Raw genomic sequence first — 23,153 nt, 5'->3', positions numbered from 1 at the left:
ACGTTATCCACACAAAAAAGGTTCCTTATAAATAAGGAACCTTTTTGTCTATTCTATCACGTAGAAAAAATATGTAATGAGAATGAATAATTAGGGGGGAAAACTTCTAATTATTCATTCTCACTTTAAATACTTTTCGAGCGATAACCCGCTGCGCGATCTGCTTTGCGAAATTCTCGTTGGTAAAGAACTTCTTGTGTACTAGATAATGTGTTTTTTGTTTTGTCACGTTTCTTTTTATCCATTACAAATCACCTCGTGTCCTAAAGTCACTATCTATCGTTTCCAAAGACATAGGGTGATATACGTATATGGTAAAATGTTAATGATTAATTATTTTTTCTGGAAATTTAGATTATGCTTCTTTTAATTGGTGAGCATCTTGGAACGTTGTATCTCGCATTGTAGCAAGTGTATATTGATCTTTTGGGATTTCATATAAGTTATATACTTCTTCATTTGCGTTAATTTCATCATAAACGGCTTTTCTTGTTTCGTTTGCTAGATTTACATATTGTAGTTTTTCGGCAGCTTTAATAGAACGAATATTTATTTTACGAATACGCATAAAGATTGTTTCAATATCTAATTCATAGAAAAGTTCACTAAAAAATGAATCTTTCGCCAATTTATTATAGCCTTTTCCATGATAGGGTTTGCCAAGCCATGTTCCGAGAAATCCGGCTTTTTCTTGCACATCAAATAAAGTAATTGTTCCGATAGGGTTACCCCATTCATCTAAAATTGTGCGTGAAATTAATTCCCCACGCTCTTCAGCTTCAATCGTTTGTTTCGTTAAAAATAAATACTCTTCATAAGAATAAGCCTTTTGACGCACAAAAGGGAAGACAGCTGGGTCCACCATTAACTCGTATAGAACGTGGCTGTCGTGTAAGTCGCGTTTTTTCAACATACTAACTCCTCCTCACACGAGGGTAGCATGACGAAAAAACACCCCACCCTCGAAATTTTTATATCAATCTTTAAAAAATTTCGGGGTGGGAATCGAACCCACTAGAACCAGTTTCTAACGCTGGTGGCGCACCATTTGCCTTCCCCATTCATCAATTTGAAAATGATAATCACGACACAAATTGATTATGGTTTCATTCAGTTTATAATCGTATAATACTTTATCTAGTCAAAAAAATAAACTAGTTTTTTTTATTTTTTTTGTAAATTATTTTTCCATCAATCATGGTTAGTACAGGCTTGGCTAAATAATGGAAAGGATGATGAGTCCATAACACAAGATCAGCGTCTTTTCCAACCTCAATGCTTCCAATTCTATCCTCTAAACGTAAATTTCGTGCTGGAAATATGGTGATTCCTTCTAGTGCAGTTTTTTCGTCTAATCCTTCTCTTACTGCGACAGCAGCACAAATATTTAAATATTGAATTGGTGTATAAGGGTGATCTGTTGTTATAGAAACTTCCACACCATTTTTCGATAATATATGGTAAGTATCCCATGTTTTGTTTTTAAGTTCGATTTTAGAACGGCGTGTAAGAGTGGGGCCAACTGAAACCTTCAAATTGTGTTTCGAAAGTTCTTCAACAATAAAGTGTCCTTCTGTACAATGTTCAATACGTAAATCGAGATTGAACTCTGTTGCAAAGCGTAGAGCAGAACTAATATCATCTGCTCGGTGAGCGTGGATACGTACGGGTATTTCGCGGCGTAATGCTTTTAAGATAGGAAGCATTCGAAAATCAGCTTCATGCCCGTAGTGCTGTGCTTCATAGAATGATTCCCGAAGTAATCCCATAATTCCCATACGTGTTATGGATTCTTTTGTTCCATTACTATGGACCTTTTTAGGATTTTCTCCAAAGGCAATCTTTAAGCCGGCAGGTTCTTGAATAATCATATGATCAATACAAGTTCCAGCTGTTTTTATTACACAAGTCGTACCACCGATAATGTTTTGACTTCCTGGCATAACGTGAACAGTTGTGATTCCGTTTTGTACAGCATCTTGAAATGCAATATCAAAAGGGTGGATTCCGTCCAAAGAACGGATATGTGGTGTTGAAACTTCAGATGTTTCATTTGCATCATTGCCAGCCCAACCAGTACCTTCATCATAGAGACCAAGATGAGTATGGACATCAATAAATCCAGGTAAAAGATGAAGAGCACGAGCGTCTATAACTGTCATATCTTGAGTAGGTTGAATGGAAGGCTTGACCTCGGCAATTCTTTCTCCTATAACGAGTACATCCCCTTGAAATTTTTGGGATGTAATAGGATAGACAATGGCTTGTTTGAGCAATGTTTTCATAGGTACCTCATTTCTGTTACTTTACAATGTTAATGGAATTTAAGGGAAAGTAACTGAAAGGTTATTTGTGTAATAATGCTCCGGATTCTAGAAAATGAAAGTTTTGAAAGGGGACCCTGTAAAACTGTGTTTTAGAAGTACTACATTGTATGCGAAAGTATATTTTGTAATGCATGGTCTATTGCCGGAAATGTGTATTGATACCCATGTTCAATTGCTTTACTAGGTAATACATGTTGTCCTTCGAGTACAAGTATACTCATCTCACCTAATAAAGTGTGAAGCATAAATGAAGGGACAGGTAACCAATGAGGTTTTTTCATTATAGTTGCAATGGTTTCTCCAAATTCCTTCATTCTTATAGGTAGGGGAGCTGTAATGTTAAAAGGGCCATCAATTTCTTCTTTGTGTATGATGAAATCAATTAGGCGAACGACATCGTCTATATGAATCCATGATAACCATTGGTTTCCAGATCCAATTGTACCTCCAATATAGAATTGATAGGGGAGTAGCATTTTGGGAAGAGCTCCTCCGTCTGCGCCTAATACAACTCCAAGTCTTGCGTAGATTGTTCGCATTCCAAGAGAACGTGCTTTAGATGCTTCTTGTTCCCATGAATATACTGTATTTGCTAAAAAGTCATTTCCAGGAATCTCATGCTGTTCTGTAAAAGACTCAGTTTCAGACGTTCCATAGTATCCAATAGCACTTGCGTTAATAAATGTATTTGGCTTTGTACCAAGTGTTTGCCATTGTTTAATGAGTCCTTTTGTTATTTGAATTCGACTTTTTAAAATGGATTCCTTTTGTTTCTTTGTCCATCTACTATTAATAGACTCTCCAGCTAGATTAATAACTACATCGATAGAAGAGAGGGGGAAGGTTTGTAAATCTGGTGTCCATTGTACATACTGAAGGTTAGGGTGGGAAGTTTCAGTAGTTTTGTTTCGAGTAAGAATGTAAACATTATATCCTTTTTGAATAAAAAAAGTAGAAAGGTATTTACCGATAAAGCCGGTACCACCAGAAATTGCGATTCTCACAATTATTTCCTCCTCATTATATATATTCTTGAAAAGCAAAAACGTTCCTTGACTATGTTAAAATAATAGAGAGGTGAGAGTATGGCTGTCATTACAAAAATAGAAGTGCAAAAACGATCGAAAGAACGATTTAATATTTATATTGATAAAGGTCAAGGTGAAGAATACGGATTTAGTGTGGATCAAGTAATCTTAATGAAACATGGATTACAAAAAGGGTTAGAAATTGATGAAATAGCGTTAGGGAATATTTTATACAATGAAGAGGTACAAAAAGCATATTTACAAGCAATTTCCTATCTATCCTATCAAATGAGAACAAAAAAAGAAGTAGAAGACTATTTACGAAAAAAAGAAGTGGGACAGGCCGTCATCTCTGAAGTCGTTTCGAAATTATTACATGATCGATATATTAATGATAAAGAGTACGCTGTTTTATATACGCGAACGCAAAGTAATGTGAATCGAAAGGGTCCGACTGTTATTAAAAGAGAGTTATTACATAAAGGTGTTCAGGATCTAATTATTACACATAGTTTACAAGAATATCCGAAGGAAAAGCAAATTGAGAATGCTTTACTTCTTATAGAAAAGAAGAAAAGGTCTTATCAAAAGCATTCCTTTTTACAAATGAAGCTTAAGTTAGACGAAATGCTTGTTCGTAAAGGGTATTCTAGAGATGTGATTCAAATTTGTTTGGAAGAATTGAAAGACGAAAAAGATGACGAACAGCAACAAGAAGCGTTACACTATCATGGGAATAAATATTATGAGAAATATAAGAAGTATGATGGATGGACATTCGAAAATAAGATGAAACAAGCGTTATATCGCAAAGGGTTCTCTATGGATGAGATAGAGATATTTTTGCAGATGAAACGTGAAGAGGGATGAGGGGAATAAGATGAATATGCCAAAGCGCTACAGTGAAATGACACCACATGAGCTAAGGGAAGAAATTGGGGTTTTGAAAGAGCAAGCAATAAAGGCAGAGCAGCTTGGTATTGTAAATGAGTTCGATGTATTAATGCGCAAGATGGCAATGGCTCGTGCTTATATGACTGATATAAACAAATTCCATATTGGTGAGACATATGAATTAGTAGAAGAACCTGGTATATTATTTGAAATTACGTATTTCAACGGGGTATTTGCTTGGGGACATAAGCAAAATGATAATGAAGAGATTGGAATACCAATTTCTTTATTGCAAGAAAAATGAAAACCAGAGAGCGAATATCTCTCTGGTTTTCATCTTTGGTAGGCGTTACAGGAGATAGGAGATTCTAAAATTGGCGTTTTTTACATTCATTCGCCAGTATAATGAGAGACTGGGTTTGTTGCGTCTGTCCGTTAACTTGCGCTTTTGCATGTTTCGGACGAGTCCACGTATGGTTAAATAATTCAGAACGACTATCTAAGCGATCACGGTAGCTCATCTTTATCACCTCGTGTAGGAAGTTAATTTTTTAGGTTGTACCTGAACTATTCTTCCTGCTGATTTGCAGCACGCATACGTTCTTGTGGGTGCGTGTTAATTGTGCCGTTAGGTCGTTTCGAAGCGAAGCGTGATTTCGCTTTCGGCTGACCATCGATTTTGCTGTTGTTTTTTGACTCAGACCAAAATTCGGCTTGTTTACCCATTGCGAACGCCCTCCTCATCATCAGTTGATACCTCTTTAAGAAGTATCACTTATAGAATGTGCAAAATAGAGGAAACTATCCTTTAGAAATTAAGGGAATAAATAGGTAAAAGGAGAATAGAACATGAATGATATTCACGAAACATTAACAAAAGAATTGTTAGACAAAAATGACAAACTTTCTTACGCACAAGCTCGTGCGTGGGTTGAATTATTGTGGGAAGACTTTCAAACAACTTATGCTAAATCAGGTCGTTATCAAGGTGATGAAATGACTGAACAAGTGGTACGAACATGGATTAATAATCATGGAGGTCGCCTTCATGAAATGCGTACAAATAATCCGAAATATAGCCATTTAATCAATCAAGAAGATCATTTGAAACATTAAAAAAAGCGACTTAAGTCGCTTTTTTTAATGTGGAAGTAATTCCAGTTTTTTTCGAAGTTTTTCTTCACTAAAAATCCATCCTGTATAGGAACTAATAATATTTAAATTGTGGTCGAGTTGAACGATTGCAACGAATGGATAATAATCTTTACTGCGATAGCGCAAATCAATGAAGCGAACTTCGTAATAATGATCATAATCGAAAATGTCCCAGCGATACACAGGGGAGAAAGATAGAAATGCTGAGATGTTTTCATCTTGTTTAGCTGCGCGCATAATAGCATTATCTGGGAACGGTACCCGGTCGAACTTATCATATATCATGATGTTACCACGATGCCATCTAGCAACGTAGTAATAATCAGTTGTAACGATTGCTAAATGGTAATGATAAAATCTGTAAGAAGGGGAAATGATTATTTTCTCCACATGATTGAAACGTTTATATACGACGCTACGTATGTTTCTATGCATCATAATCCGTCCGATATAGTAAATAATCATCAATATATACGCTGCTAAGGCAGTATACCCTTTATGGGAACCTACAAGCATACAAGCAATCGCGAGTAGGTGGATAAAGAAAATGACGGTATCAAATGTATTAATGATGCCGAGCGCTACCCATTTTTTTGTGAAGGGCCGTAATGCCTGTGTACCGTAGGCGTTGAAAATATCTACAAAGACATGAAGAAAGACGGCAATAAATGACCAAAGTAGTAGATGCAAATATGGAGCGTCTGAAAAGAAGGCGAAAGAGATGCCACTTATAAGGAGTGACCAAAGAATCACTGCAGGAATGGAATGAGTAATCCCGCGATGATTTCTTATATATTTAGCGTTATTACGCAATTTTAAAACTGTATCGATGTCAGGAATATTGGAACCGGCAATTGTAGCAAGCATAACTGCTTGTGGCCCAATATCACTTTGTGCTATGGCTGGATCTAACGTTGCCAAACTGCCTAGAGTAACGCCCATAACAAGGTGAGTGGCTGTGTCCATAGAAATCCACCTCCGTTTTTTATTAATGTAACTCTTTTTATTCGATACCTCAAGTCCTTTGCCTTCTATTTCCTATGTCATCTTACTTAAATTTTTTCCTAAAATCTTTATAATAGTACTTATATGCAAAAAAATGAGGGGGATCAAGTTTGACACTTGAAATATTAAATAATTTTAACATAGAGCAGTTTCAAAATGATTTAATTGGTTGGTTTGAAAAAGAGCAACGCGACTTACCGTGGCGTAAAAATAAAGATCCATACCGCGTCTGGGTTTCGGAAATTATGTTGCAGCAAACAAGGGTAGAAGCTGTAAAACCATATTACGCGAATTTTATGGAGAAGTTTCCTACTCTAGAAGCTTTGGCAAATGCTGGTGATGAAGAAGTGTTAAAAGCATGGGAAGGTTTAGGATATTATTCTAGAGCACGAAATTTACATGCGGCTGTAAAAGAAGTGAAAGAAGTATACGGCGGGATAGTACCAAGTGATGTAAAGAAAATTGAAAAATTAAAAGGAGTTGGCCCCTATACAAAAGGTGCTATTTTAAGTATCGCATATGGTATACCAGAGCCGGCAGTTGACGGAAATGTTATGCGTGTATTATCTCGCATTTTATCAGTATGGGATGACATTGCAAAACCAAAAACTAGAAAAGTGTTTGAAGAGATTGTACGTGAAATTATTTCGGCTGAAAATCCATCTTATTTTAATCAAGGTTTGATGGAATTAGGTGCACTAATTTGTATTCCAAAAAATCCATCTTGCTTACTTTGTCCTGTACGTGAACATTGTCGAGGATATGCTGAAGGTGTTCAAAAGGAGTTACCAGTAAAAAGTAAAGCGAAGGCTCCTACAATGGTACCGATTGTTGCAGGGGTACTTCAAACAGAAGATGGTCGTTACGTCATTAATAAACGCCCAAGTACCGGGTTATTAGCTAACATGTGGGAGTTTCCAAATGCTGAACTTGGGGAAGGGATTCGGAATCAGAAAGAGCAGCTTACAGATTATATGAAAGAAAAATTTGAGCTCTCGATTTCTATTGAAGAATACGCAATGAATGTACAACATACATTTACACATCGCACTTGGGATATATTCGTATTTTACGGAAAAGTAACTGGTGATATTGTTGAAACAGATACATTGAAATTTGTATCGAAAGAAGCATTTGAGCAGTTACCATTCTCGAAATCGCATCGTACGATTTATGAGAATTGCGTTGAGAAAATTACAATGCAATAAATTAAAAAAGTGTTCCCTAGATTGGGAACACTTTTTTAATCGTAAGAAATTTTTGTCCCATGAGTCCAATTAGCTTCACCTTGTTGTAAGCCACCTCTTGATTCAATTTCTACTACAATTTCTTTATAGATACTTTGACCTTCTGCATTTAAATACGGCAAAATCTGTTGTAATGAGTGATGAAAATAAGCTAATTCATCTTCTTTCCACTCATTTTTTGACACCATCGTTAGTTCAGTCATATCGCGTCCTATATACATATTTCCACCTCCATTTCCTATAGTTTGAATGAGTGATAAGAGATATATACGGAGATTAAAAAAAGAAAATCACGGATAACTTCTAAGTGAATTGGTTACATTATTGGTTGTGGAGGTGAGAAAGATGAGTAAAAAACAACAAGGTTATAACAAGGCAACTTCTGGTGCTAGCATTCAAAGTACAAATGCTAGTTATGGTACAGAGTTCGCGACTGAAACAAATGTACAAGCAGTAAAACAAGCAAATGCACAATCAGAAGCAAAGAAAGCACAAGCTTCTGGTGCACAAAGTGCAAACGCTAGTTATGGTACAGAATTCGCAACTGAAACAGATGTGCATGCTGTGAAAAAACAAAATGCACAATCAGCTGCAAAACAATCACAATCTTCTAGTTCAAATCAGTAATGAAAGAAAAACACTTCTCTAATTCGAGAGAAGTGTTTTCTTTTTGCCTGGGTCATAGTAATGAAAATAAAGTGAACGACATAACTTCTAATAAGTCAACAAATGTAGTCAAAGGAGAAGGAAGTTAAAGATGAGAAATATGTAATGAGGAAGAATAACTGATAAATAAGTCCAAAAGGGGGTAAGTAATGAACGACTTTGATAAGTTGGTAGGAGAGCAATTGGAAACGATGGATGAGTTGTTAAAGTTACAAGCTCATCTAGAGAAGTATCAGCAAATTGAAATGAGCGAAAAGGATACGTGCGATAAAAAGGAATTACATTTTATCCGCCAAGAAATATATAGAACAGAATTAGCGTTAAAACTGTTACATGAGAAATTTGAAGAGCAAACAAATAGTGTGATTCAATCTTTTGAGACTGAAAAAATGATTTCGAATTTAGGGTAAGGCATGTTGTTACCTTCCGGTGAAAGGTCCTTCTTTAGATAGAAATAAGGAAGGGCTTTTTCTATTTCTATTTCCTCGTTTGTAAATCATTCAGCGAAGGCCCCGTCTCCTAAGAAGATTAGGGATATAGTATTCAGTGTGAAAAATAGAGTCTTGTCGCTTTAGTTTTAAAATTTCGACAAAAAAGTTATAATAGAAAAAAAGTGAATGCAGCTCAAAGGGCATTTGCAGTTGAAAGAAGGGAGCATATATGGGATTTCCCAAAGAAGGAGAAAAAGTACAAATACATAGTTATAAACATAATGGCTCCATTCATAGAATGTGGGAAGAGACAACAATTTTAAAAGGGACACAGAGCCTTGTGATCGGAGCAAATGATCGTACAGTAGTGACAGAATCAGATGGCCGAACATGGATTACTCGTGAACCAGCAATTTGTTATTTTCATGCAAACTATTGGTTTAATGTGATTGGGATGCTAAGGGAAGAGGGAGTATATTATTATTGTAATTTAGGCTCACCTTTTGCATATGATTCTGAAGCATTAAAGTACATTGATTATGATTTAGATATTAAAGTATATCCAGATATGACATATACGCTTTTAGATGAAGATGAGTATGAAAAGCATAGTCAAATTATGCAGTATCCACCTGTTATTGATACTATTTTAAAACGAAATGTAGCACAATTAACACAATGGATTCATCAAAGAAAAGGGCCATTCGCGCCAGATTTCGTAGATATGTGGTATGAAAGATATTTAATGTACAGAAATTAAAACAAACCTGCAGGGGATTTCCCGGCAGGTTTGTCCTATTAGAGGGGGGATTATGTGCAAGGTATAAAAAGATATTTGCAATTTGTTAAACCGTATCGATGGCTTATTGCTATTACAATTATGATTGGTCTAGTTAAATTCGGCATCCCGCTTATTATGCCGTGGTTATTAAAATATATTATCGATGATGTAATTCAAGGGGGAGGGTCACTTCAAGATAAAACATCCCAATTAGTAACAGCCGTTGGGATTGCTTTTTTTATTTTTGCAGTAGTAAGACCGCCAATTGAATATTATCGTCAATATTTCGCGCAGCGTATCGCAAATACAATACTATATGATTTACGAAAACATATTTTTGGTCATTTACAAAAGTTGAGTTTACGCTATTATTCGAATACAAAAACAGGAGAGCTTATTTCACGTGTAATCCATGATGTAGAACAAACGAAGGATTTTGTAATTACTGGTTTGATGAATGTTTGGCTAGATACTGCAACAATTGCAATTGCTATTATTGTTATGTTTTCTATGAATATAAAATTAACATTTGTTGCGTTATTAATTTTACCTATTTATGTAGTGGCAGTGAAATATTTTTTCGGGCGTCTTCGAAAATTAACGAAAGAGCGTTCGCAAGCGTTAGCGACGATGCAAGGGTATTTACATGAACGTATTCAAGGGATGCAAGTGACACGTAGCTTTGCATTAGAAGAGTATGAGGGTAAGCAGTTTGAAAAAAGAAATAATGAATTTTTGACGAAAGCATTAACGCATACGAGTTGGACTGCAAGGACATTTTCAGCAGTGAATACGTTAACCGATTTAGGCCCGTTACTGGTGATCGGTTTTGCAGCATATGAAGTAATTCAGGGGCAGTTAACATTAGGGACTATGGTTGCCTTTGTTGGATATATGGATAGTTTGTATAGTCCGCTTCGCCGCCTTGTCAATTCCTCTACAACATTAACACAGTCTTTCGCATCGATGGATCGAGTGTTTGAATTGTTAGATGAAAAATACGATATTGTCAATGTGCCAAGTGCGGTACAAACGACAAAATTAAGTGGTGAAGTGATATTTGATAATGTATCTTTTCGTTACAATTCGGATGAAAAAGAGATATTACATAACCTTTCGTTAACTATGTTGCCAGGAGAGAAGGTAGCACTTGTAGGAGCAAGTGGGGGAGGGAAGTCATCTCTTGCTAGCTTAATCCCACGTTTCTATGATGTTTCTTCAGGTGCAGTTTATGTAGATGGGATAGATGTTAGAAAGTATGATATGAGAAATTTACGTAGTCATATTGGAATTGTACTGCAAGATAATTTGTTATTTAGTGATACAATCGGGGCAAATATTTTATATGGAAACCCGAAAGCTACAGAGGAAGAAGTGATTGCAGCTGCTAAAGCTGCGCAAATCCATGATTTTATTATAGAGTTACCTGATGGCTATGATACTGTCGTTGGGGAACGCGGTGTGAAGTTATCTGGTGGGCAAAGGCAACGTGTAGCGATTGCAAGAGTGTTTCTAAAGAATCCATCGTTACTTATATTAGATGAGGCGACTTCCGCTTTAGATTTAGAAAATGAACGGTATATTCAGCAGGCGCTTCAGACGCTAGCTGCTGATCGGACGACGATCGTAATCGCACATCGATTGGCGACGATTACACATGTGGATACGATTATTTACATTGAAGATGGTGAAATTAAAGAAACAGGTTCTCATGAAGAGTTAATGAAAAAAAGAGGGTTTTATTACAATTTATATCAACTTCAACATATAACAGAAACAGCTCCTTTAGCGTAAAAGGAGCTGTTTTCTTTATTCGTCTTCTTTTTTATCTTCGATTTGGAGTTCTGCTTCTGGTTTATGGTATGTGTAGAAGCTATCCACAAGTAAATCTAAATGCTCTACTTCTTCACTATAGTTAATAATGGCAGAAATAAGAGGGAAGAGGTGTAGCCATGTTTTATACGCTTCCTCATCGTCCTTGTTTTGATAATCCATAAAGATATCAATTAATTCTTGTTTACCTGTTTCAACTTCATCAAGCATTTCAACGGATTGTTGTTTTTTTGCTTTACCAATAAATTTTAATAAAACTTGTTCATGGTAATGGGTTAATGAGTCAAGTTCGTTTTGGATAGATTCCTGAAATTCTTCTGGCATATAGCGCAGTTCATTTTCAGTACGATGTAATGATTTTAACGTACTTAAAGCACGGCTTGTCGTTGCTAACATTTGTCTGAATAAAACGAGCTTACGAATTTTTGCGAACTTTACTTTTTTCGTGTAGCTTCTTTCTTCTTTATACAGCAAATAGTAATGGTTTAGTTTGATCATCTTTTCTTTCATACGATCAATATCAGTTTTTAGCGTTGTAAAATCAGAAGCTTGCCTGCTATTCATTCGAATCCATTTTACAATTTCTTCTGTATTATCAACGATACGATGATATAGTTTTGTTTCGTATTTTGGCGGCATAAACACTAAATTTACAAGTGAAGCCGCAATAATTCCAATCATAATCGTCGCAAAGCGAAGTAAGGCAAAACTAAAGAAATCGTCGCCCTGATACTCCATAATGGCGATAACTGTTACTAAAGCAATTGATATTGTGTTTTCTAATCGTAATTGTAACGTAAGCGCAATTACTAATATACATGTTAATCCAATAATAAAAGGATTATGTCCAAAAGCAGTAGCAAATACGATAGCGAATACGGCACCAATGACGTTTGCTTGAATTTGCTCAAGAGCTGTTAAATACGAGCGGTATACAGACGGTTGAACAGCGAATATAGCTGAGATTCCCGCGAATACTGGACTCGGTAATTGAAGTAAAATACAAGCAAATAAAGCTAATGTGATGGCAATACCCGTTTTTAAAATGCGAGCACCAAGTTTCATACCCTTAATAAGATCCTTTCTCTTGTCATAATGAATGTACAACATGATACTATACATTCATTACAATATGTTAGCAAGTGATATTTTAGTGACGTTAATAAGAAATTAAGATTCATTTTATACTTTTTCCTAATTCTTTTTAAACATCAATTTTTAGTGAAAAAACCTGCTGAATTTCAGCAGGTTTCAAATTGTTACTATAGATTACTATGAGAAGTGTACTTCGTCAATTTTTTCTTGAAAATGAAAAGTTGGTATATCACTCTGTTGAGATAGATGGATCAGCCTGCTCTTTTTTCGGGATAATTTCAAAAAACTGTTGCTGCATATCATCGAGTAACGGTGTTAATAAAGCAACTTCCTCGTATTGCTCATGTTCATTTAATACACGAATGTAATCTAACAATAACTCAGTCACATCTTGCACGCCGTTTTTACTAATTGGTTGTAATGTAACATTTGCCCCTTTTGCGATTCTTCTTTTTAAGGCGTGTTCTGTTAAACCCGAGCTTGAATCATGACGTAAATAAACAACACCACCAGTCATACCAGCACAAATCCATGGACCAGGATCCCCTAAAACAAGCGCTCGCCCATTTGTCATATATTCAAAAGCGAAACCTTTAATATTAGAGTATACACCTATATTCCCTTGCTCTTTTTCACGGAGTGGCTTTGTCATTCGCCCTCCAATTATCATGTCTGCTCCAGAGAGGCGAATGCCAGCGCGAGCATCAGCGTTACCTTGAACGTATAGCGATCCTTTTTGTGCACCGTACCCAAAACCTTTTCCTACAGAACCGTTATAATATATGCCGTCTTTTCCTTTTGCTTTCGTTATATAAATACCACCACCAAAGGAGGTTTTACCAATACCATCTTGTGCACCGCCATTTACGTGTATAAATAAGTTCTCACTATTGTAAGCACCTAATCCATTTCCAGGAATAGAGCCATTCGTATACTTTAATGTAAGTGGTTCAAGCTTCGTGTCTTCATATAATTTACTACGAACGCGATAGCAAGATTCTAGACCACCCATAACGCGTTGCTCTACGCCAACGCCTACTAATTCTTTTGAATGAGGGGAATGAACTGTTTCAAATTGTTTTTCCGGTACGTATTCTGTTTTTGTAACAGATGGGTTTTCTATCGTTTGTAGTAAATTACATAAGTCTAATAAATTTTCCCCTCGAACTTGTTCTAATAAATCGGAATGTCCGACAATTTCTTGTAAATTTGTATAACCAAGATTTCCTGTTAATCGTTTTAGTTCTACGCCAAAAGTGGTGAATAAATGTAATAATCCAGCAACGGCACTTTCTAATTCGCGCGGGACGAAGCGGCGTAATCCGTGTTCTTTCGCCTGAGCTTCAGACTCAATTTGTGTTGCAATTCCAACGTGACAAGTATCTAGATGACATCCGCGGCAAGTTGTACAGCCGATTGCAATCATGGATAATGTACCAAATCCAATACGGTTTGCCCCAAGGAGCATGATTTTCAAGGCATCATTAACACTTCGAATACCACCGTCAGCCCAAATTTCTACCTTTTGCCTCATATTTGCTTCTAATAAAGCATTGTGAGCGGCTTTCACACCAATTTCTACAGGAAGGCCTACATGTTGCAATGCGTGAATACGTGCGGCACCTGTACCACCATCAAATCCGCTAATGTTAATAAAGTCAGCACCAGCCTTTGCGATACCGACAGCAATTGTTCCAATATTAGGGACGACAGGGACCTTTACAGCTACTTTCGCAAGTTGATTAGCCGTTTTAATTTCTGTAATCATTTGAGCTAAGTCTTCAATGGAATAAATATCATGGTTGTTAGAAGGTGAAATTAAATCAGAGCCAATTGTAGCATTACGCGCTTCAGCGATTTTTGCTGTTACTTTTGAACCAGGCAAATGTCCGCCTTCACCAGGCTTTGCGCCTTGCCCAATTTTTATTTCAATTAAGTTTGATGAATTTAGTAGTTCGGCGTTTACACCAAATCGCCCAGATGCAACTTGTTGTCCACGTGTATGTGGATATTTTCCAATCATATCTTTAATTTCGCCGCCTTCACCGTTCAAGCTAATCATATTTAGCTGATCGGCCGCTTCTGCATATGCACGAAAGGCAATTTCATTTTGAGAACCGAATGACATGGAACTAATAATAAATGGTAAATCATGATTTTGAATGCTGATGGATACTTCTTCGGCCGGAACGACATGTTTTGTTTCTTTCGTTTGAACAAGATGTCTAATCGCGATTGGATTATTTTCTTCTAACTCACTTAATTTGTCACGGTAATCATCATAAGAATTTCCTTTTGCGACATCGCCGATTGCTTTCCAAATTCGCGGGAATATATGAAAAGATTTTCGCATTCTAACTTTAGGATTGTTATAATCATCCGCTCGCAATTGTGCATCTTCAGCAAGTGATTCAAGCGAAAAAGCTAAATCGTTTGAACCGAAGAAATTCGTGATTTGTAATATATTTGCGATTTCCTCATGTAATCCGATAGAAGAATAGAGGCGACCGTAACCACGTAATTCATGAATTCCAATTGTTGAAATGACTTTTTCTAGTCCTTTATTAAGAGCATTATACAAATTCGTAATTGGCGTTTTTGTTCCATCATTTACGGTTGCAAATAATAAATATGGATTCATACCATCTGCTCCTAATCCATATAGTGTGACGATATCATGTAAAGAGCGAAGGGCACCAGAACGTATAACGAGAGAGCAGTTTCGGCGTAATTTATTTTCGCTTAATACTTGATGTACTTTAGCGGTAACTAAATGCGGATCAATCCATAACTGTTCATTTAGATGAGCGTTGGCATCGTCTATTAATAGTAGGGAAGCTCCATCGTTCACGGCCTTTATCGCTTCAGAACTAATTCGATTTAAGGCGCATTGTAAAGTTTCTGTCGGACTGAATGTAGCAGAGATTGTAGCGATAGAGCTATGAGTATTGAATAGCTGTATAAGTTGTTCGTACGTAATTGTGTGTAATTCCTCTGTAATAGATTGTGCTACACTTCCTTCTAAAATAATGGGGGAAAGCATCTCAACTACAAATGGCCGTTTAGCTCCGCTTAATAAACTTGGGCGCTCTCCAAGTATTGTTCGTGTGGAGAAGTGCTCGACCTCTCGATCACGATCGATTGCTGGATTTGTAACAACGGCTACACTTTCCTTAATGAAATCAGCGATATTTCGTCTATCAGTATCGAGTGCTGCAAGTGGTGAGTCATGCCCAAGTGAGCGAATTGGCTCAACGCCTTTTGTTGCCATCTGTTCAAGAAGCTGAATATGTTCTCGGTCCCACCCAAAAGCAACGTATTGTTTCGTTTCGACTTGTATAGAATCACATAATCCTGGGATTTCTTTCGTTTCAAGGATAGATAAGTTTAAATGATAATCTTTAGTATCAACTCGCTTTTTAAAACGGTTATATACTTGAGTTTGGTAGTCATCGTATTCGTAGAGTACAAGTTCATCTTGTTCATTCCACTTTAGACCGACTTTTTCTCCAGGAGCGAGTGGTTTTGGTTCTGCTACATATTCAGTTGGTGATACAACTCCAGGTTCAGAAGAGAAAACGTAAGAACTCGCTGTCTCTACTTTCCATACTGGTCGTAGTCCAAGGGAATCCACGCTGAAAACAGCCTCATCTTTATAACGTGAAATAATACCAGCTGGACCTTGCGCAAAATGGCCCCATGCTTCACGTATATACGTATATAAATCTTGTAAATGCGGTTCATATAGTTTCATTTCATTAATAATTGGTGGGAATAGTATATCCATTGCTTCAAATAAACTGTAGTCGTATTGAACAAGTAGAGTTTCTAAGGTGCGGTTTAAATCTTGGGAGTCACTGCCCCCAGCAGTAAGTGGAACATGAATCATGTCAGCTTGATCACGTAATTTTGCAATTGTGTTAATTTCACCATTATGTCCGAGAATGCTAAATGGTTGTACACGAAAAAAATTAGATAATGTATTAGTAGAATAGCGGTTATGTCCTAGTGTCATAGTTGAAGCGATAAGTGGATGTTGTAAATCATTGTAATAGGCAACAAGTGTATCCCCAGCGCCTAGAACTTTATATACAACATGGTCACGACTTAATGAAGCAACATGAATCGCTTCGTTTTCCTCTATTTTTATCGTTACTGAAAATAATGTTTGCTCAACATTTTCAACTTTATTTTCTGCGATAAGAGCAACTTGCCAAAATAAAGGTTCTTCCTGTTTACCAAGTGGACCGAGTGCATCGGAATTTATTACATCATCACTTTCAAAAATAATAGTAAAACTTTCGTTATTTAATTGCGTACGAATATGATTTTTTAAATTAACGATATTTGCGTTTTTGTTTAGAAAAAAATGTCCAACGATAAAGTGGGGATGATCCACAATCGTTGGATTGTATCCGTTATTTTTCAGCTTTTCATTCCAAAGTGCTTTTGGGACATCAATGTGAATTCCGATACCATCTCCTTCACCATTAATGAAACCAGCTCGATGATTCATTTTGACAAGTGATTGTATGCAAAGATCAATGTTTTCTTTCGTGGCAACTTTTCGTTTCTCCATAACGGAAACGATTCCACACGCATCATGTTCTGCATTTTTATAATCTCGAAATAAAGACGGTGTCCATGTATTTGTTTTATTGAGCATCCGTCAATCCCCCCTCTTATTGAAGTTTGAATAATCTTACTATTTAAGGCGTGAGCAGCCTTATATACAAGGATAGTAAGGATATAAAATAAAAATAAAATAGATAATTATGAATAATTATACTATTAATAAGGGATTTATGAAATAGAAAAAAGGAAAAAAGAAAGATGTGCTTTCGTTTTTCCTTTTAATGGCGGGATTATTTATTATCCGCTAAAGCAGCGAATGCTCTGCCTACAGCTTCAATTGTATATTCAATATCTTCTTTTGTATGTTCTGTCGTTAAGAACCATGCCTCGTATTTAGAAGGTGCTAAGTTAACTCCTTCTTGAAGCATAAGCTTGAAGAATTTACCGAACATTTCACCGTCTGTATCTTGTGCTGCATCGTAATCTTCAATTGTATTTGTTGTGAAGTATACAGTTAAAGCACCTTTTAGTCGGTTTAATGTAATATCGATATTATGTTTTGCAGCTTGCTCTAAAATTCCCTTTTCAAGCATCGCACCAAGTTCATCTAATTTCTCATAAAGACCTTCTTGTTGAAGAACTTCTAGACAAGCGATACCGGATGCCATAGAAGCAGGATTTCCTGCCATTGTACCAGCTTGATATGCAGGTCCGAGCGGGGCAACTTGTTCCATAATTTCTTTCTTACCACCATAAGCACCGATCGGAAGTCCGCCGCCAATAACTTTACCAAGCGCTGTTAAGTCTGGTGTTACGCCAAGTAAGTCTTGAGCACCACCGTACATGAAGCGGAAAGCAGTAATAACTTCATCATAAATTACTAGTGCACCAGCTTCGTGAACAAGTTCATTCACTTTCTCAAGGAAGCCAGGTTTTGGCTCTACAATACCGAAGTTTCCAACAATCGGTTCTACAAGGATAGCTGCTACTTCGTGTCCCCATTTATCTAAAGCTTCTTTTAAGGTTTCTACATTATTAAATGGAACGGTAATAACTTCTTGAGCGATACTTTGTGGTACACCGGCTGAGTCAGGAGTTCCTAGCGTAGAAGGGCCAGATCCAGCTGCTACAAGTACTAAATCAGAATGACCGTGGTAACAACCAGCAAATTTCATAATTTTTGTGCGCCCTGTGTAAGCACGAGCGACACGAATTGTTGTCATTACTGATTCAGTACCAGAGTTTACGAAGCGGACTTTATCTAATGCAGGCATTGCTTCTTTTAACATTTTTGCAAATTTTACTTCTAGTGCTGTTGGTGTTCCGTAAAGTACACCATTTTCAGCAGCTGTTGTAATTGCTTTTGTAATGTGCGGGTGAGCATGTCCAGTAATAATAGGACCGTATGCTGCTAAATAATCGATATATTTATTTCCGTCTACATCCCAGAAATAAGCACCTTTTCCACGTTCCATAGCAACAGGAGCGCCGCCGCCAACTGCTTTAAAAGAACGAGAAGGACTATTAACGCCGCCAACGATATGTTCTAAAGCTTCTTTATGTAATGCTTCTGATTTTGTGAATTTCACTACAATTCATCTCCTTACAAAAATCTATGTATTATTCTAACATGTTTTTCGAAAAGACGTATTGTTTGTGATAGAGAAGGCAGTTGGGTAAACTATTCGTTGTGACATTTAGGAAGGGGGTCCGATTATGAAATCGGTAATTGAGGTACAAGGGTTACGTAAAGAGTTTACAGCCTATTCAAGTCGTCCGGGATTAAAGGGTGCTTTTCGCGATTTATTAAATCGTAATTATAAAATAGTACCAGCAGTAAATGATGTATCTTTTAATGTGAAACAAGGTGAAATGGTTGGATATATCGGTGAGAACGGTGCTGGTAAATCAACAACTATTAAAATGCTTACGGGGATTTTGACTCCGACATCAGGAGAAATTTTAGTAAATGGGATGAACCCGCATAAGCAGAGAGAAGAATTCGTAAGAACAATTGGTGTTGTTTTCGGTCAACGCTCACAACTTTGGTGGGATATTGCTGTACAAGAATCTTTTCGTTTATTAAAAAAAGTGTACGGTGTATCAGATGCTCAGTATAAAGAGCATATGGAACACGTGATTGAAACGTTAGATATTGGTCCTTTATTAGATAAGCCAGTTCGAAAGTTATCTCTAGGTCAAAGGATGCGTTGTGAATTAGCGGCAGCATTAATTCATAATCCGCCGTTATTATTTTTAGATGAACCAACAATTGGATTGGATGTTCTTGTGAAATTAAAAATACGTGAATTTTTAAAAGAAATGAATGAACGTTACAAAACAACAATTTTATTAACAACCCATGATATTACTGATATTGAAGCTTTATGTGAGCGCGTTATCATGCTGGATGAAGGAAATATTATGTATGACGGTTCTTTAAATAATCTTCGTACGCAGTGGGGAGCAGAGAAGGAAATACATTTTCAATTTATTGCACCAGTTTCCTATCAGGCTTTATCAATGGTTATGCCAGATAGTCATGTCGTTTGGTCGAAAGCGAAAGAGGAAAACGCGTGGGTTGCAAAAATACCGAATGAAGAAGTTATCATTTCAATGCTTATTTCTAAAGTAGTACAAGCCTTTCAAATTAAAGATTTAAAAATTAACGAAGTGTCTACAGAGGAAATTATTCGTAACATTTATGAAGAAGGTATTAAACATGGGTAAGTACATTGAAATGATTCGGATTCGCTTTTTAATGATGCTTGCGTATCGTACAAACTATTATAGCGGGATTTTAATTTATACAATTAATATCGGTGCGTATTATTTTTTATGGCAAGCAATTTATAGTGGAAAAGAGAATATTGAAAGTTTATCTATTTCGCAAATGACTACTTATATCGCAATTGCGTGGATGGCACGTGCCTTTTATTTTAATAATATAGACAGGGAAATTGCGATGGAGATTCAAGAAGGACGTGTAGCAGTAGAACTCATTCGTCCATATAACTATTTAGGCATGAAAGTGATGCAAGGTCTTGGTGAAGGAATATTTCGTTTTGCTTTCTTTTCAATTCCAGGTATGGTTATCGTTACCTTATTATTTTCATTGCAAATTACAACGAATTTTCAAACGTGGTTATATTTCTTCTTATCTTTAATATTTAGTTTTATTATTAATACACAAATTAATTTAATGACTGGAATGCTCACGTTCTTCCTATTTAATAATAGTGGAATTATGTATGCAAAACGTGTTGTTATTGATTTATTTTCAGGTCTATTATTACCAATTAGTTTTTATCCGTTATGGGCCCAAAAAGCAATGGTATTTTTACCGTTTCAGGCTATTAGTTATATTCCGAGTATGATTTTTTCAGAAGGTATACAAGGAAGTAAATTGTATGAGGCATTATTATTCCAAGTAATTTGGGCAATTGTACTTATTATTCCAATTGTACTCATGTGGAGAACGGCGAGAAAACGTCTAATTGTACAAGGGGGATGATGAGATGATATATATAAACCTATTTTTGCAATATGCAAGCCAATATATAAAAACAAAATTGGAGTATCGGGGCGATTTTATCGTTGGATTACTTTCTGATTTAGCACTACAGGCTGTTAATTTAATCTTTATTCTCGTTGTGTTTGGGCATACACAAGCATTAAAGGGCTGGAGTAGAGAAGAAGTAATCTTTATTTATGGTTTCTTTTTAGTACCGTTTGCCATATTCTCAGCTTTCTTTAACATATGGGACTTTAATGATCGTTACATTATTAAAGGAGAAATGGATCGTATATTAACGAGACCGATTCATAGTTTATTTCAAATTATATTAGAAAGAATGGAACTTGAATCTTTAATTGGAGCGATTACAGGAATAATTGTAATGGGATATGCAGCAGTGGAGCTGCAATTATCTTTTTACTGGTACGATTTCTTCTTATTCTTACTGATGGTAGGAGGAGGAGCACTTGTATACGGAGGGATATTTGTTACGCTTGCGAGCCTTGGTTTTTGGTCGGATGCGAAAAGTTCAATTATGCCGCTAATGTATAACATAGGTAACTATGGTCGCTATCCTGTTAACATTTATAACCGTGTGATTCGCTTCATTTTAACGTTTGTTTTACCATTTGCGTTTGTCGGAGTGTATCCAGCAGCATACTTTTTAAGAAAAACAGAGTGGAATAGCTATGCATTTGCAACACCACTCGTTGGTGTTATCTGTTTTACGATTGCAATTACTCTTTGGAATCAAGGAGTAAAAAGGTACCGTGGTGCTGGGAATTAATTATAGAAGCTTGTTTGTTTCTAAGGGATAAATCCAATGGCTGTCTCATACATATAAAATGAGGTGGAGGACATGTTATGGGGATTTATTCTATTAATTGCAGCAATTGCTATTTTGAGAAGTGTCCAATTGTTATGGAGTTCATATTCAGATTCTAGGCGTTTCTTTTCGCTTTATAATTTAGCCTCCTTATTTTTAATTTATACAACGGTATTGATTGCGTTTGGGTTAAGTTATGTTGTATTAGAAGAAATGGGTTTTGCAGTTTTGAAGGAAGATGGAGAAAGCTTGCATGCCCAATCTTTTCAACTTGTAGAAATTTGCTTATATTTTAGCGCGGTTACTTTATTGTCCGTTGGGTACGGTGATATAGCTCCGGTTGGAATAGGGAGATGGATTGCGATTGCAGAAGCGCTAATTGGATATACATTACCGTTTGCTTTTGTAATGAGGTCTGTAATAGACAATGAAAAATAAGATAGCATTTGATATAGTAAAAGAAAAGAGTAGGAGTGATAACAATGATCACAGTAGGAGAAATGGCTCCAGAATTTACATTAGAGGGAAGTAACGGGGAACAAGTTCGCTTAACTGATTTTCGTGGTAAAAACGTAGTGCTATATTTTTATCCGAAAGATATGACTCCAGGGTGTACAACTGAAGCATGTGATTTTCGCGATGCGTATGGATTATTTCAAGAGAAAGATACAGTTATTCTAGGTGTAAGTCCTGATTCAGCGAACAGACATCTGAAATTCATTGAGAAGCATGAGCTTCCATTTGTACTTTTAGTAGATGAAGATCATAAGGTAGCGGAATTATACGATGTTTGGAAATTGAAAAAGAACTTTGGAAAAGAGTATATGGGAATCGAGCGTTCTACATTCCTTATTAATAAAGACGGTGAGCTTGTAAAAGAGTGGCGTAAAGTGAAAGTGAAGGGACATACTGAAGAGGTTCTTTCTTATATAAAGTAAATTCATTGTGGAGATAAAATATATAGAAGTAAGGCGAGTGTCTATACATATTTTATCGTCTTACATAAAGTGAAGTGTAGGGCATACCTCCTCAGATGATAGTATTCCAAGTGCGATTATGTCGCACTTTTTTTCTATGTAAATGTATAGAGAATGGGGAAGGATATATAAGAATAAGGCTATATACAAAAATAAACCACATACTTATAGTAGAAATATTGACGATTTATAAGAAAAGGAGTACACTCTTTATAAGAATTATAAAATAATAATCCGTATAGAATCGGGGTGCATGACGGTGGTCAAAGAAGAATTAAAAGAAGCGCTAGAAATGCTGAAAAATACGGGTGTACGCATTACTCCACAGCGTCATGCTATTTTAGAGTACCTTGTGGAATCTATGACGCACCCAACAGCGGATGACATTTATAAAGCATTAGAAGGTAAGTTTCCAAATATGAGTGTTGCAACTGTCTATAATAACTTACGTGTATTTAAAGAGGTTGGACTTGTAAAGGAATTAACTTATGGAGACGCTTCAAGTAGATTTGATTATGTTACAAGTCAACATTATCATGTGATTTGCGAAAAATGTGGTAAGATTGTTGATTTTCCTTATGGAGGTTTGGAACAACTTGAAGAGGAAGCTGCGAAAACGACAGGCTTCGTTATTAATAGTCATCGCTTAGAAATTTATGGCGTTTGTCCAGAGTGTCATAAGGCGTAATATATAATAAAGAAAGAGGGAGACGTTTACGTCTCCCTCTTTCTTTATTATATATGGGAATTACGTTAGGTTCAGGAGGATTTAAAACGTTCAGTGAAGAACCTAATT

General features: G+C 36.3%; 25 protein-coding genes. 14 read left to right on the top strand and 11 right to left on the bottom strand.

Going from position 1 to position 23,153, the window contains the following annotated elements:
• Positions 1-125: 125 nt before the first annotated feature.
• The 4 genes from QCI46_RS24910 to QCI46_RS24895 all read right to left on the bottom strand — a co-directional run bounded on the left by QCI46_RS24910 (position 126) and on the right by QCI46_RS24895 (position 3,331).
• Complete coding sequence (locus QCI46_RS24910) at positions 126-245, bottom strand: YfhE family protein (RefSeq protein ID WP_000358487.1); 120 nt, start codon at positions 243-245, stop codon at positions 126-128.
• Between the two features lie 110 nt (positions 246-355).
• Positions 356-913, bottom strand: a complete 558-nt coding sequence (locus QCI46_RS24905) for a GNAT family N-acetyltransferase (RefSeq protein ID WP_000914737.1) — start codon at positions 911-913, stop codon at positions 356-358.
• A 241-nt stretch (positions 914-1,154) separates the two neighbouring features.
• Positions 1,155-2,285, bottom strand: a complete 1,131-nt coding sequence (locus QCI46_RS24900) for an amidohydrolase (protein WP_353841662.1) — start codon at positions 2,283-2,285, stop codon at positions 1,155-1,157.
• A 140-nt stretch (positions 2,286-2,425) separates the two neighbouring features.
• Positions 2,426-3,331 carry a TIGR01777 family oxidoreductase gene (locus QCI46_RS24895; RefSeq protein WP_353841661.1) on the bottom strand — a complete coding sequence of 302 codons (906 nt, stop codon included), beginning with the start codon at positions 3,329-3,331 and terminating at the stop codon, positions 2,426-2,428.
• 81 nt (positions 3,332-3,412) lie between these two features.
• On the opposite strand from QCI46_RS24895, the gene recX reads away from it, so the two are divergent.
• Together recX and QCI46_RS24885 are read left to right on the top strand one after the other, a co-directional pair.
• Positions 3,413-4,225 (top strand): recombination regulator RecX, encoded by an 813-nt coding sequence (gene recX, locus QCI46_RS24890; RefSeq protein ID WP_353841660.1) that lies wholly within the window; start codon positions 3,413-3,415, stop codon positions 4,223-4,225.
• Positions 4,226-4,235: 10 nt separating this feature from the next.
• Positions 4,236-4,553 carry a YfhH family protein gene (locus QCI46_RS24885; protein ID WP_001057030.1) on the top strand — a complete coding sequence of 106 codons (318 nt, stop codon included), beginning with the start codon at positions 4,236-4,238 and terminating at the stop codon, positions 4,551-4,553.
• Positions 4,554-4,617: 64 nt separating this feature from the next.
• Here the strand turns inward: QCI46_RS24885 and QCI46_RS24880 are convergent, their stop codons facing one another.
• Positions 4,618-4,770 carry a YpzG family protein gene (locus tag QCI46_RS24880; protein ID WP_000122093.1) on the bottom strand — a complete coding sequence of 51 codons (153 nt, stop codon included), beginning with the start codon at positions 4,768-4,770 and terminating at the stop codon, positions 4,618-4,620.
• Positions 4,771-4,816: 46 nt separating this feature from the next.
• Positions 4,817-4,975 carry a small, acid-soluble spore protein K gene (locus QCI46_RS24875; RefSeq protein WP_000517891.1) on the bottom strand — a complete coding sequence of 53 codons (159 nt, stop codon included), beginning with the start codon at positions 4,973-4,975 and terminating at the stop codon, positions 4,817-4,819.
• A gap of 123 nt (positions 4,976-5,098) precedes the next feature.
• Between QCI46_RS24875 and QCI46_RS24870 the strand changes: the two genes are divergently transcribed.
• Complete coding sequence (locus tag QCI46_RS24870) at positions 5,099-5,365, top strand: YfhJ family protein (RefSeq protein WP_000997857.1); 267 nt, start codon at positions 5,099-5,101, stop codon at positions 5,363-5,365.
• Positions 5,366-5,389: 24 nt separating this feature from the next.
• Here QCI46_RS24870 and QCI46_RS24865 read toward each other — a convergent pair whose 3' ends face one another.
• Positions 5,390-6,370: a metal-dependent hydrolase gene (locus QCI46_RS24865; protein WP_353841659.1), complete on the bottom strand. Its 981-nt coding sequence runs from the start codon at positions 6,368-6,370 to the stop codon at positions 5,390-5,392.
• A gap of 149 nt (positions 6,371-6,519) precedes the next feature.
• On the opposite strand from QCI46_RS24865, the gene mutY reads away from it, so the two are divergent.
• Positions 6,520-7,617, top strand: coding sequence for an A/G-specific adenine glycosylase (mutY, locus tag QCI46_RS24860; RefSeq protein ID WP_353841658.1), 1,098 nt, complete (start codon positions 6,520-6,522; stop codon positions 7,615-7,617).
• A gap of 35 nt (positions 7,618-7,652) precedes the next feature.
• Here the strand turns inward: mutY and QCI46_RS24855 are convergent, their stop codons facing one another.
• Positions 7,653-7,877 (bottom strand): hypothetical protein, encoded by a 225-nt coding sequence (locus QCI46_RS24855; RefSeq protein WP_048542097.1) that lies wholly within the window; start codon positions 7,875-7,877, stop codon positions 7,653-7,655.
• A 124-nt stretch (positions 7,878-8,001) separates the two neighbouring features.
• Between QCI46_RS24855 and QCI46_RS24850 the strand changes: the two genes are divergently transcribed.
• The 4 genes from QCI46_RS24850 to QCI46_RS24835 all read left to right on the top strand — a co-directional run bounded on the left by QCI46_RS24850 (position 8,002) and on the right by QCI46_RS24835 (position 11,328).
• Positions 8,002-8,283, top strand: a complete 282-nt coding sequence (locus QCI46_RS24850; RefSeq protein WP_000039039.1) for a gamma-type small acid-soluble spore protein — start codon at positions 8,002-8,004, stop codon at positions 8,281-8,283.
• Between the two features lie 188 nt (positions 8,284-8,471).
• Complete coding sequence (locus QCI46_RS24845) at positions 8,472-8,732, top strand: YgaB family protein (protein WP_000997582.1); 261 nt, start codon at positions 8,472-8,474, stop codon at positions 8,730-8,732.
• Positions 8,733-8,982: 250 nt separating this feature from the next.
• Positions 8,983-9,513: a nucleoside tri-diphosphate phosphatase gene (gene ntdP / locus QCI46_RS24840; RefSeq protein ID WP_000506626.1), complete on the top strand. Its 531-nt coding sequence runs from the start codon at positions 8,983-8,985 to the stop codon at positions 9,511-9,513.
• 54 nt (positions 9,514-9,567) lie between these two features.
• Positions 9,568-11,328 (top strand): ABC transporter ATP-binding protein, encoded by a 1,761-nt coding sequence (locus tag QCI46_RS24835; protein ID WP_327960583.1) that lies wholly within the window; start codon positions 9,568-9,570, stop codon positions 11,326-11,328.
• Positions 11,329-11,343: 15 nt separating this feature from the next.
• Here QCI46_RS24835 and QCI46_RS24830 read toward each other — a convergent pair whose 3' ends face one another.
• The 3 genes from QCI46_RS24830 to hemL all read right to left on the bottom strand — a co-directional run bounded on the left by QCI46_RS24830 (position 11,344) and on the right by hemL (position 18,626).
• Complete coding sequence (locus tag QCI46_RS24830) at positions 11,344-12,432, bottom strand: aromatic acid exporter family protein (protein ID WP_000765792.1); 1,089 nt, start codon at positions 12,430-12,432, stop codon at positions 11,344-11,346.
• Positions 12,433-12,691: 259 nt separating this feature from the next.
• A complete protein-coding gene (locus tag QCI46_RS24825) occupies positions 12,692-17,128 on the bottom strand; it encodes a glutamate synthase-related protein (protein ID WP_353841657.1) in 4,437 nt (1,478 codons plus the stop codon).
• Positions 17,129-17,327: 199 nt separating this feature from the next.
• Positions 17,328-18,626 (bottom strand): glutamate-1-semialdehyde-2,1-aminomutase, encoded by a 1,299-nt coding sequence (gene hemL / locus QCI46_RS24820; protein ID WP_000673249.1) that lies wholly within the window; start codon positions 18,624-18,626, stop codon positions 17,328-17,330.
• Between the two features lie 127 nt (positions 18,627-18,753).
• Here hemL and QCI46_RS24815 point away from each other — a divergent pair, with 127 nt between their 5' ends.
• From QCI46_RS24815 to perR, 6 genes are all read left to right on the top strand, one after another.
• On the top strand, positions 18,754-19,767 hold the full coding sequence (locus QCI46_RS24815) for an ABC transporter ATP-binding protein (protein ID WP_000843640.1): 1,014 nt from the start codon (positions 18,754-18,756) through the stop codon (positions 19,765-19,767).
• A complete protein-coding gene (locus QCI46_RS24810) occupies positions 19,760-20,551 on the top strand; it encodes an ABC transporter permease (RefSeq protein WP_000521523.1) in 792 nt (263 codons plus the stop codon). Before QCI46_RS24815 ends, QCI46_RS24810 begins: the two co-directional genes overlap by 8 nt.
• A 4-nt stretch (positions 20,552-20,555) precedes the next feature.
• Positions 20,556-21,341, top strand: a complete 786-nt coding sequence (locus QCI46_RS24805; protein ID WP_000639386.1) for an ABC transporter permease — start codon at positions 20,556-20,558, stop codon at positions 21,339-21,341.
• A gap of 72 nt (positions 21,342-21,413) precedes the next feature.
• Positions 21,414-21,818 carry a potassium channel family protein gene (locus QCI46_RS24800; RefSeq protein ID WP_327987751.1) on the top strand — a complete coding sequence of 135 codons (405 nt, stop codon included), beginning with the start codon at positions 21,414-21,416 and terminating at the stop codon, positions 21,816-21,818.
• A 44-nt stretch (positions 21,819-21,862) separates the two neighbouring features.
• On the top strand, positions 21,863-22,318 hold the full coding sequence (bcp, locus tag QCI46_RS24795; RefSeq protein ID WP_327987752.1) for a thioredoxin-dependent thiol peroxidase: 456 nt from the start codon (positions 21,863-21,865) through the stop codon (positions 22,316-22,318).
• Positions 22,319-22,616: 298 nt separating this feature from the next.
• A complete protein-coding gene (gene perR, locus QCI46_RS24790) occupies positions 22,617-23,045 on the top strand; it encodes a peroxide-responsive transcriptional repressor PerR (protein WP_000237831.1) in 429 nt (142 codons plus the stop codon).
• Positions 23,046-23,153 lie beyond the last annotated feature (108 nt).

It is taken from the genome of Bacillus cereus group sp. RP32 (genome assembly GCF_040459735.1).
Lineage (GTDB): Bacteria > Bacillota > Bacilli > Bacillales > Bacillaceae_G > Bacillus_A > Bacillus_A wiedmannii.
This window is presented reverse-complemented; position numbering and strand designations above follow the sequence as displayed.

Coding starts and splice junctions, on each gene's coding strand:
- QCI46_RS24845 (WP_000997582.1), top strand. CDS start 8,472: ATGAACGACTTTGATAAGTTGGTAGGAGAGCAATTGGAAACGATGGAT.
- QCI46_RS24905 (WP_000914737.1), bottom strand. CDS start 913: ATGTTGAAAAAACGCGACTTACACGACAGCCACGTTCTATACGAGTTA.
- QCI46_RS24800 (WP_327987751.1), top strand. CDS start 21,414: ATGTTATGGGGATTTATTCTATTAATTGCAGCAATTGCTATTTTGAGA.
- QCI46_RS24855 (WP_048542097.1), bottom strand. CDS start 7,877: ATGTATATAGGACGCGATATGACTGAACTAACGATGGTGTCAAAAAAT.
- ntdP (WP_000506626.1), top strand. CDS start 8,983: ATGGGATTTCCCAAAGAAGGAGAAAAAGTACAAATACATAGTTATAAA.
- QCI46_RS24880 (WP_000122093.1), bottom strand. CDS start 4,770: ATGAGCTACCGTGATCGCTTAGATAGTCGTTCTGAATTATTTAACCAT.
- QCI46_RS24815 (WP_000843640.1), top strand. CDS start 18,754: ATGAAATCGGTAATTGAGGTACAAGGGTTACGTAAAGAGTTTACAGCC.
- QCI46_RS24805 (WP_000639386.1), top strand. CDS start 20,556: ATGATATATATAAACCTATTTTTGCAATATGCAAGCCAATATATAAAA.
- QCI46_RS24850 (WP_000039039.1), top strand. CDS start 8,002: ATGAGTAAAAAACAACAAGGTTATAACAAGGCAACTTCTGGTGCTAGC.
- QCI46_RS24900 (WP_353841662.1), bottom strand. CDS start 2,285: ATGAAAACATTGCTCAAACAAGCCATTGTCTATCCTATTACATCCCAA.
- QCI46_RS24810 (WP_000521523.1), top strand. CDS start 19,760: ATGGGTAAGTACATTGAAATGATTCGGATTCGCTTTTTAATGATGCTT.
- QCI46_RS24870 (WP_000997857.1), top strand. CDS start 5,099: ATGAATGATATTCACGAAACATTAACAAAAGAATTGTTAGACAAAAAT.
- recX (WP_353841660.1), top strand. CDS start 3,413: ATGGCTGTCATTACAAAAATAGAAGTGCAAAAACGATCGAAAGAACGA.
- QCI46_RS24830 (WP_000765792.1), bottom strand. CDS start 12,432: ATGAAACTTGGTGCTCGCATTTTAAAAACGGGTATTGCCATCACATTA.
- QCI46_RS24875 (WP_000517891.1), bottom strand. CDS start 4,975: ATGGGTAAACAAGCCGAATTTTGGTCTGAGTCAAAAAACAACAGCAAA.
- QCI46_RS24865 (WP_353841659.1), bottom strand. CDS start 6,370: ATGGACACAGCCACTCACCTTGTTATGGGCGTTACTCTAGGCAGTTTG.
- QCI46_RS24910 (WP_000358487.1), bottom strand. CDS start 245: ATGGATAAAAAGAAACGTGACAAAACAAAAAACACATTATCTAGTACA.
- QCI46_RS24885 (WP_001057030.1), top strand. CDS start 4,236: ATGAATATGCCAAAGCGCTACAGTGAAATGACACCACATGAGCTAAGG.
- QCI46_RS24825 (WP_353841657.1), bottom strand. CDS start 17,128: ATGCTCAATAAAACAAATACATGGACACCGTCTTTATTTCGAGATTAT.
- bcp (WP_327987752.1), top strand. CDS start 21,863: ATGATCACAGTAGGAGAAATGGCTCCAGAATTTACATTAGAGGGAAGT.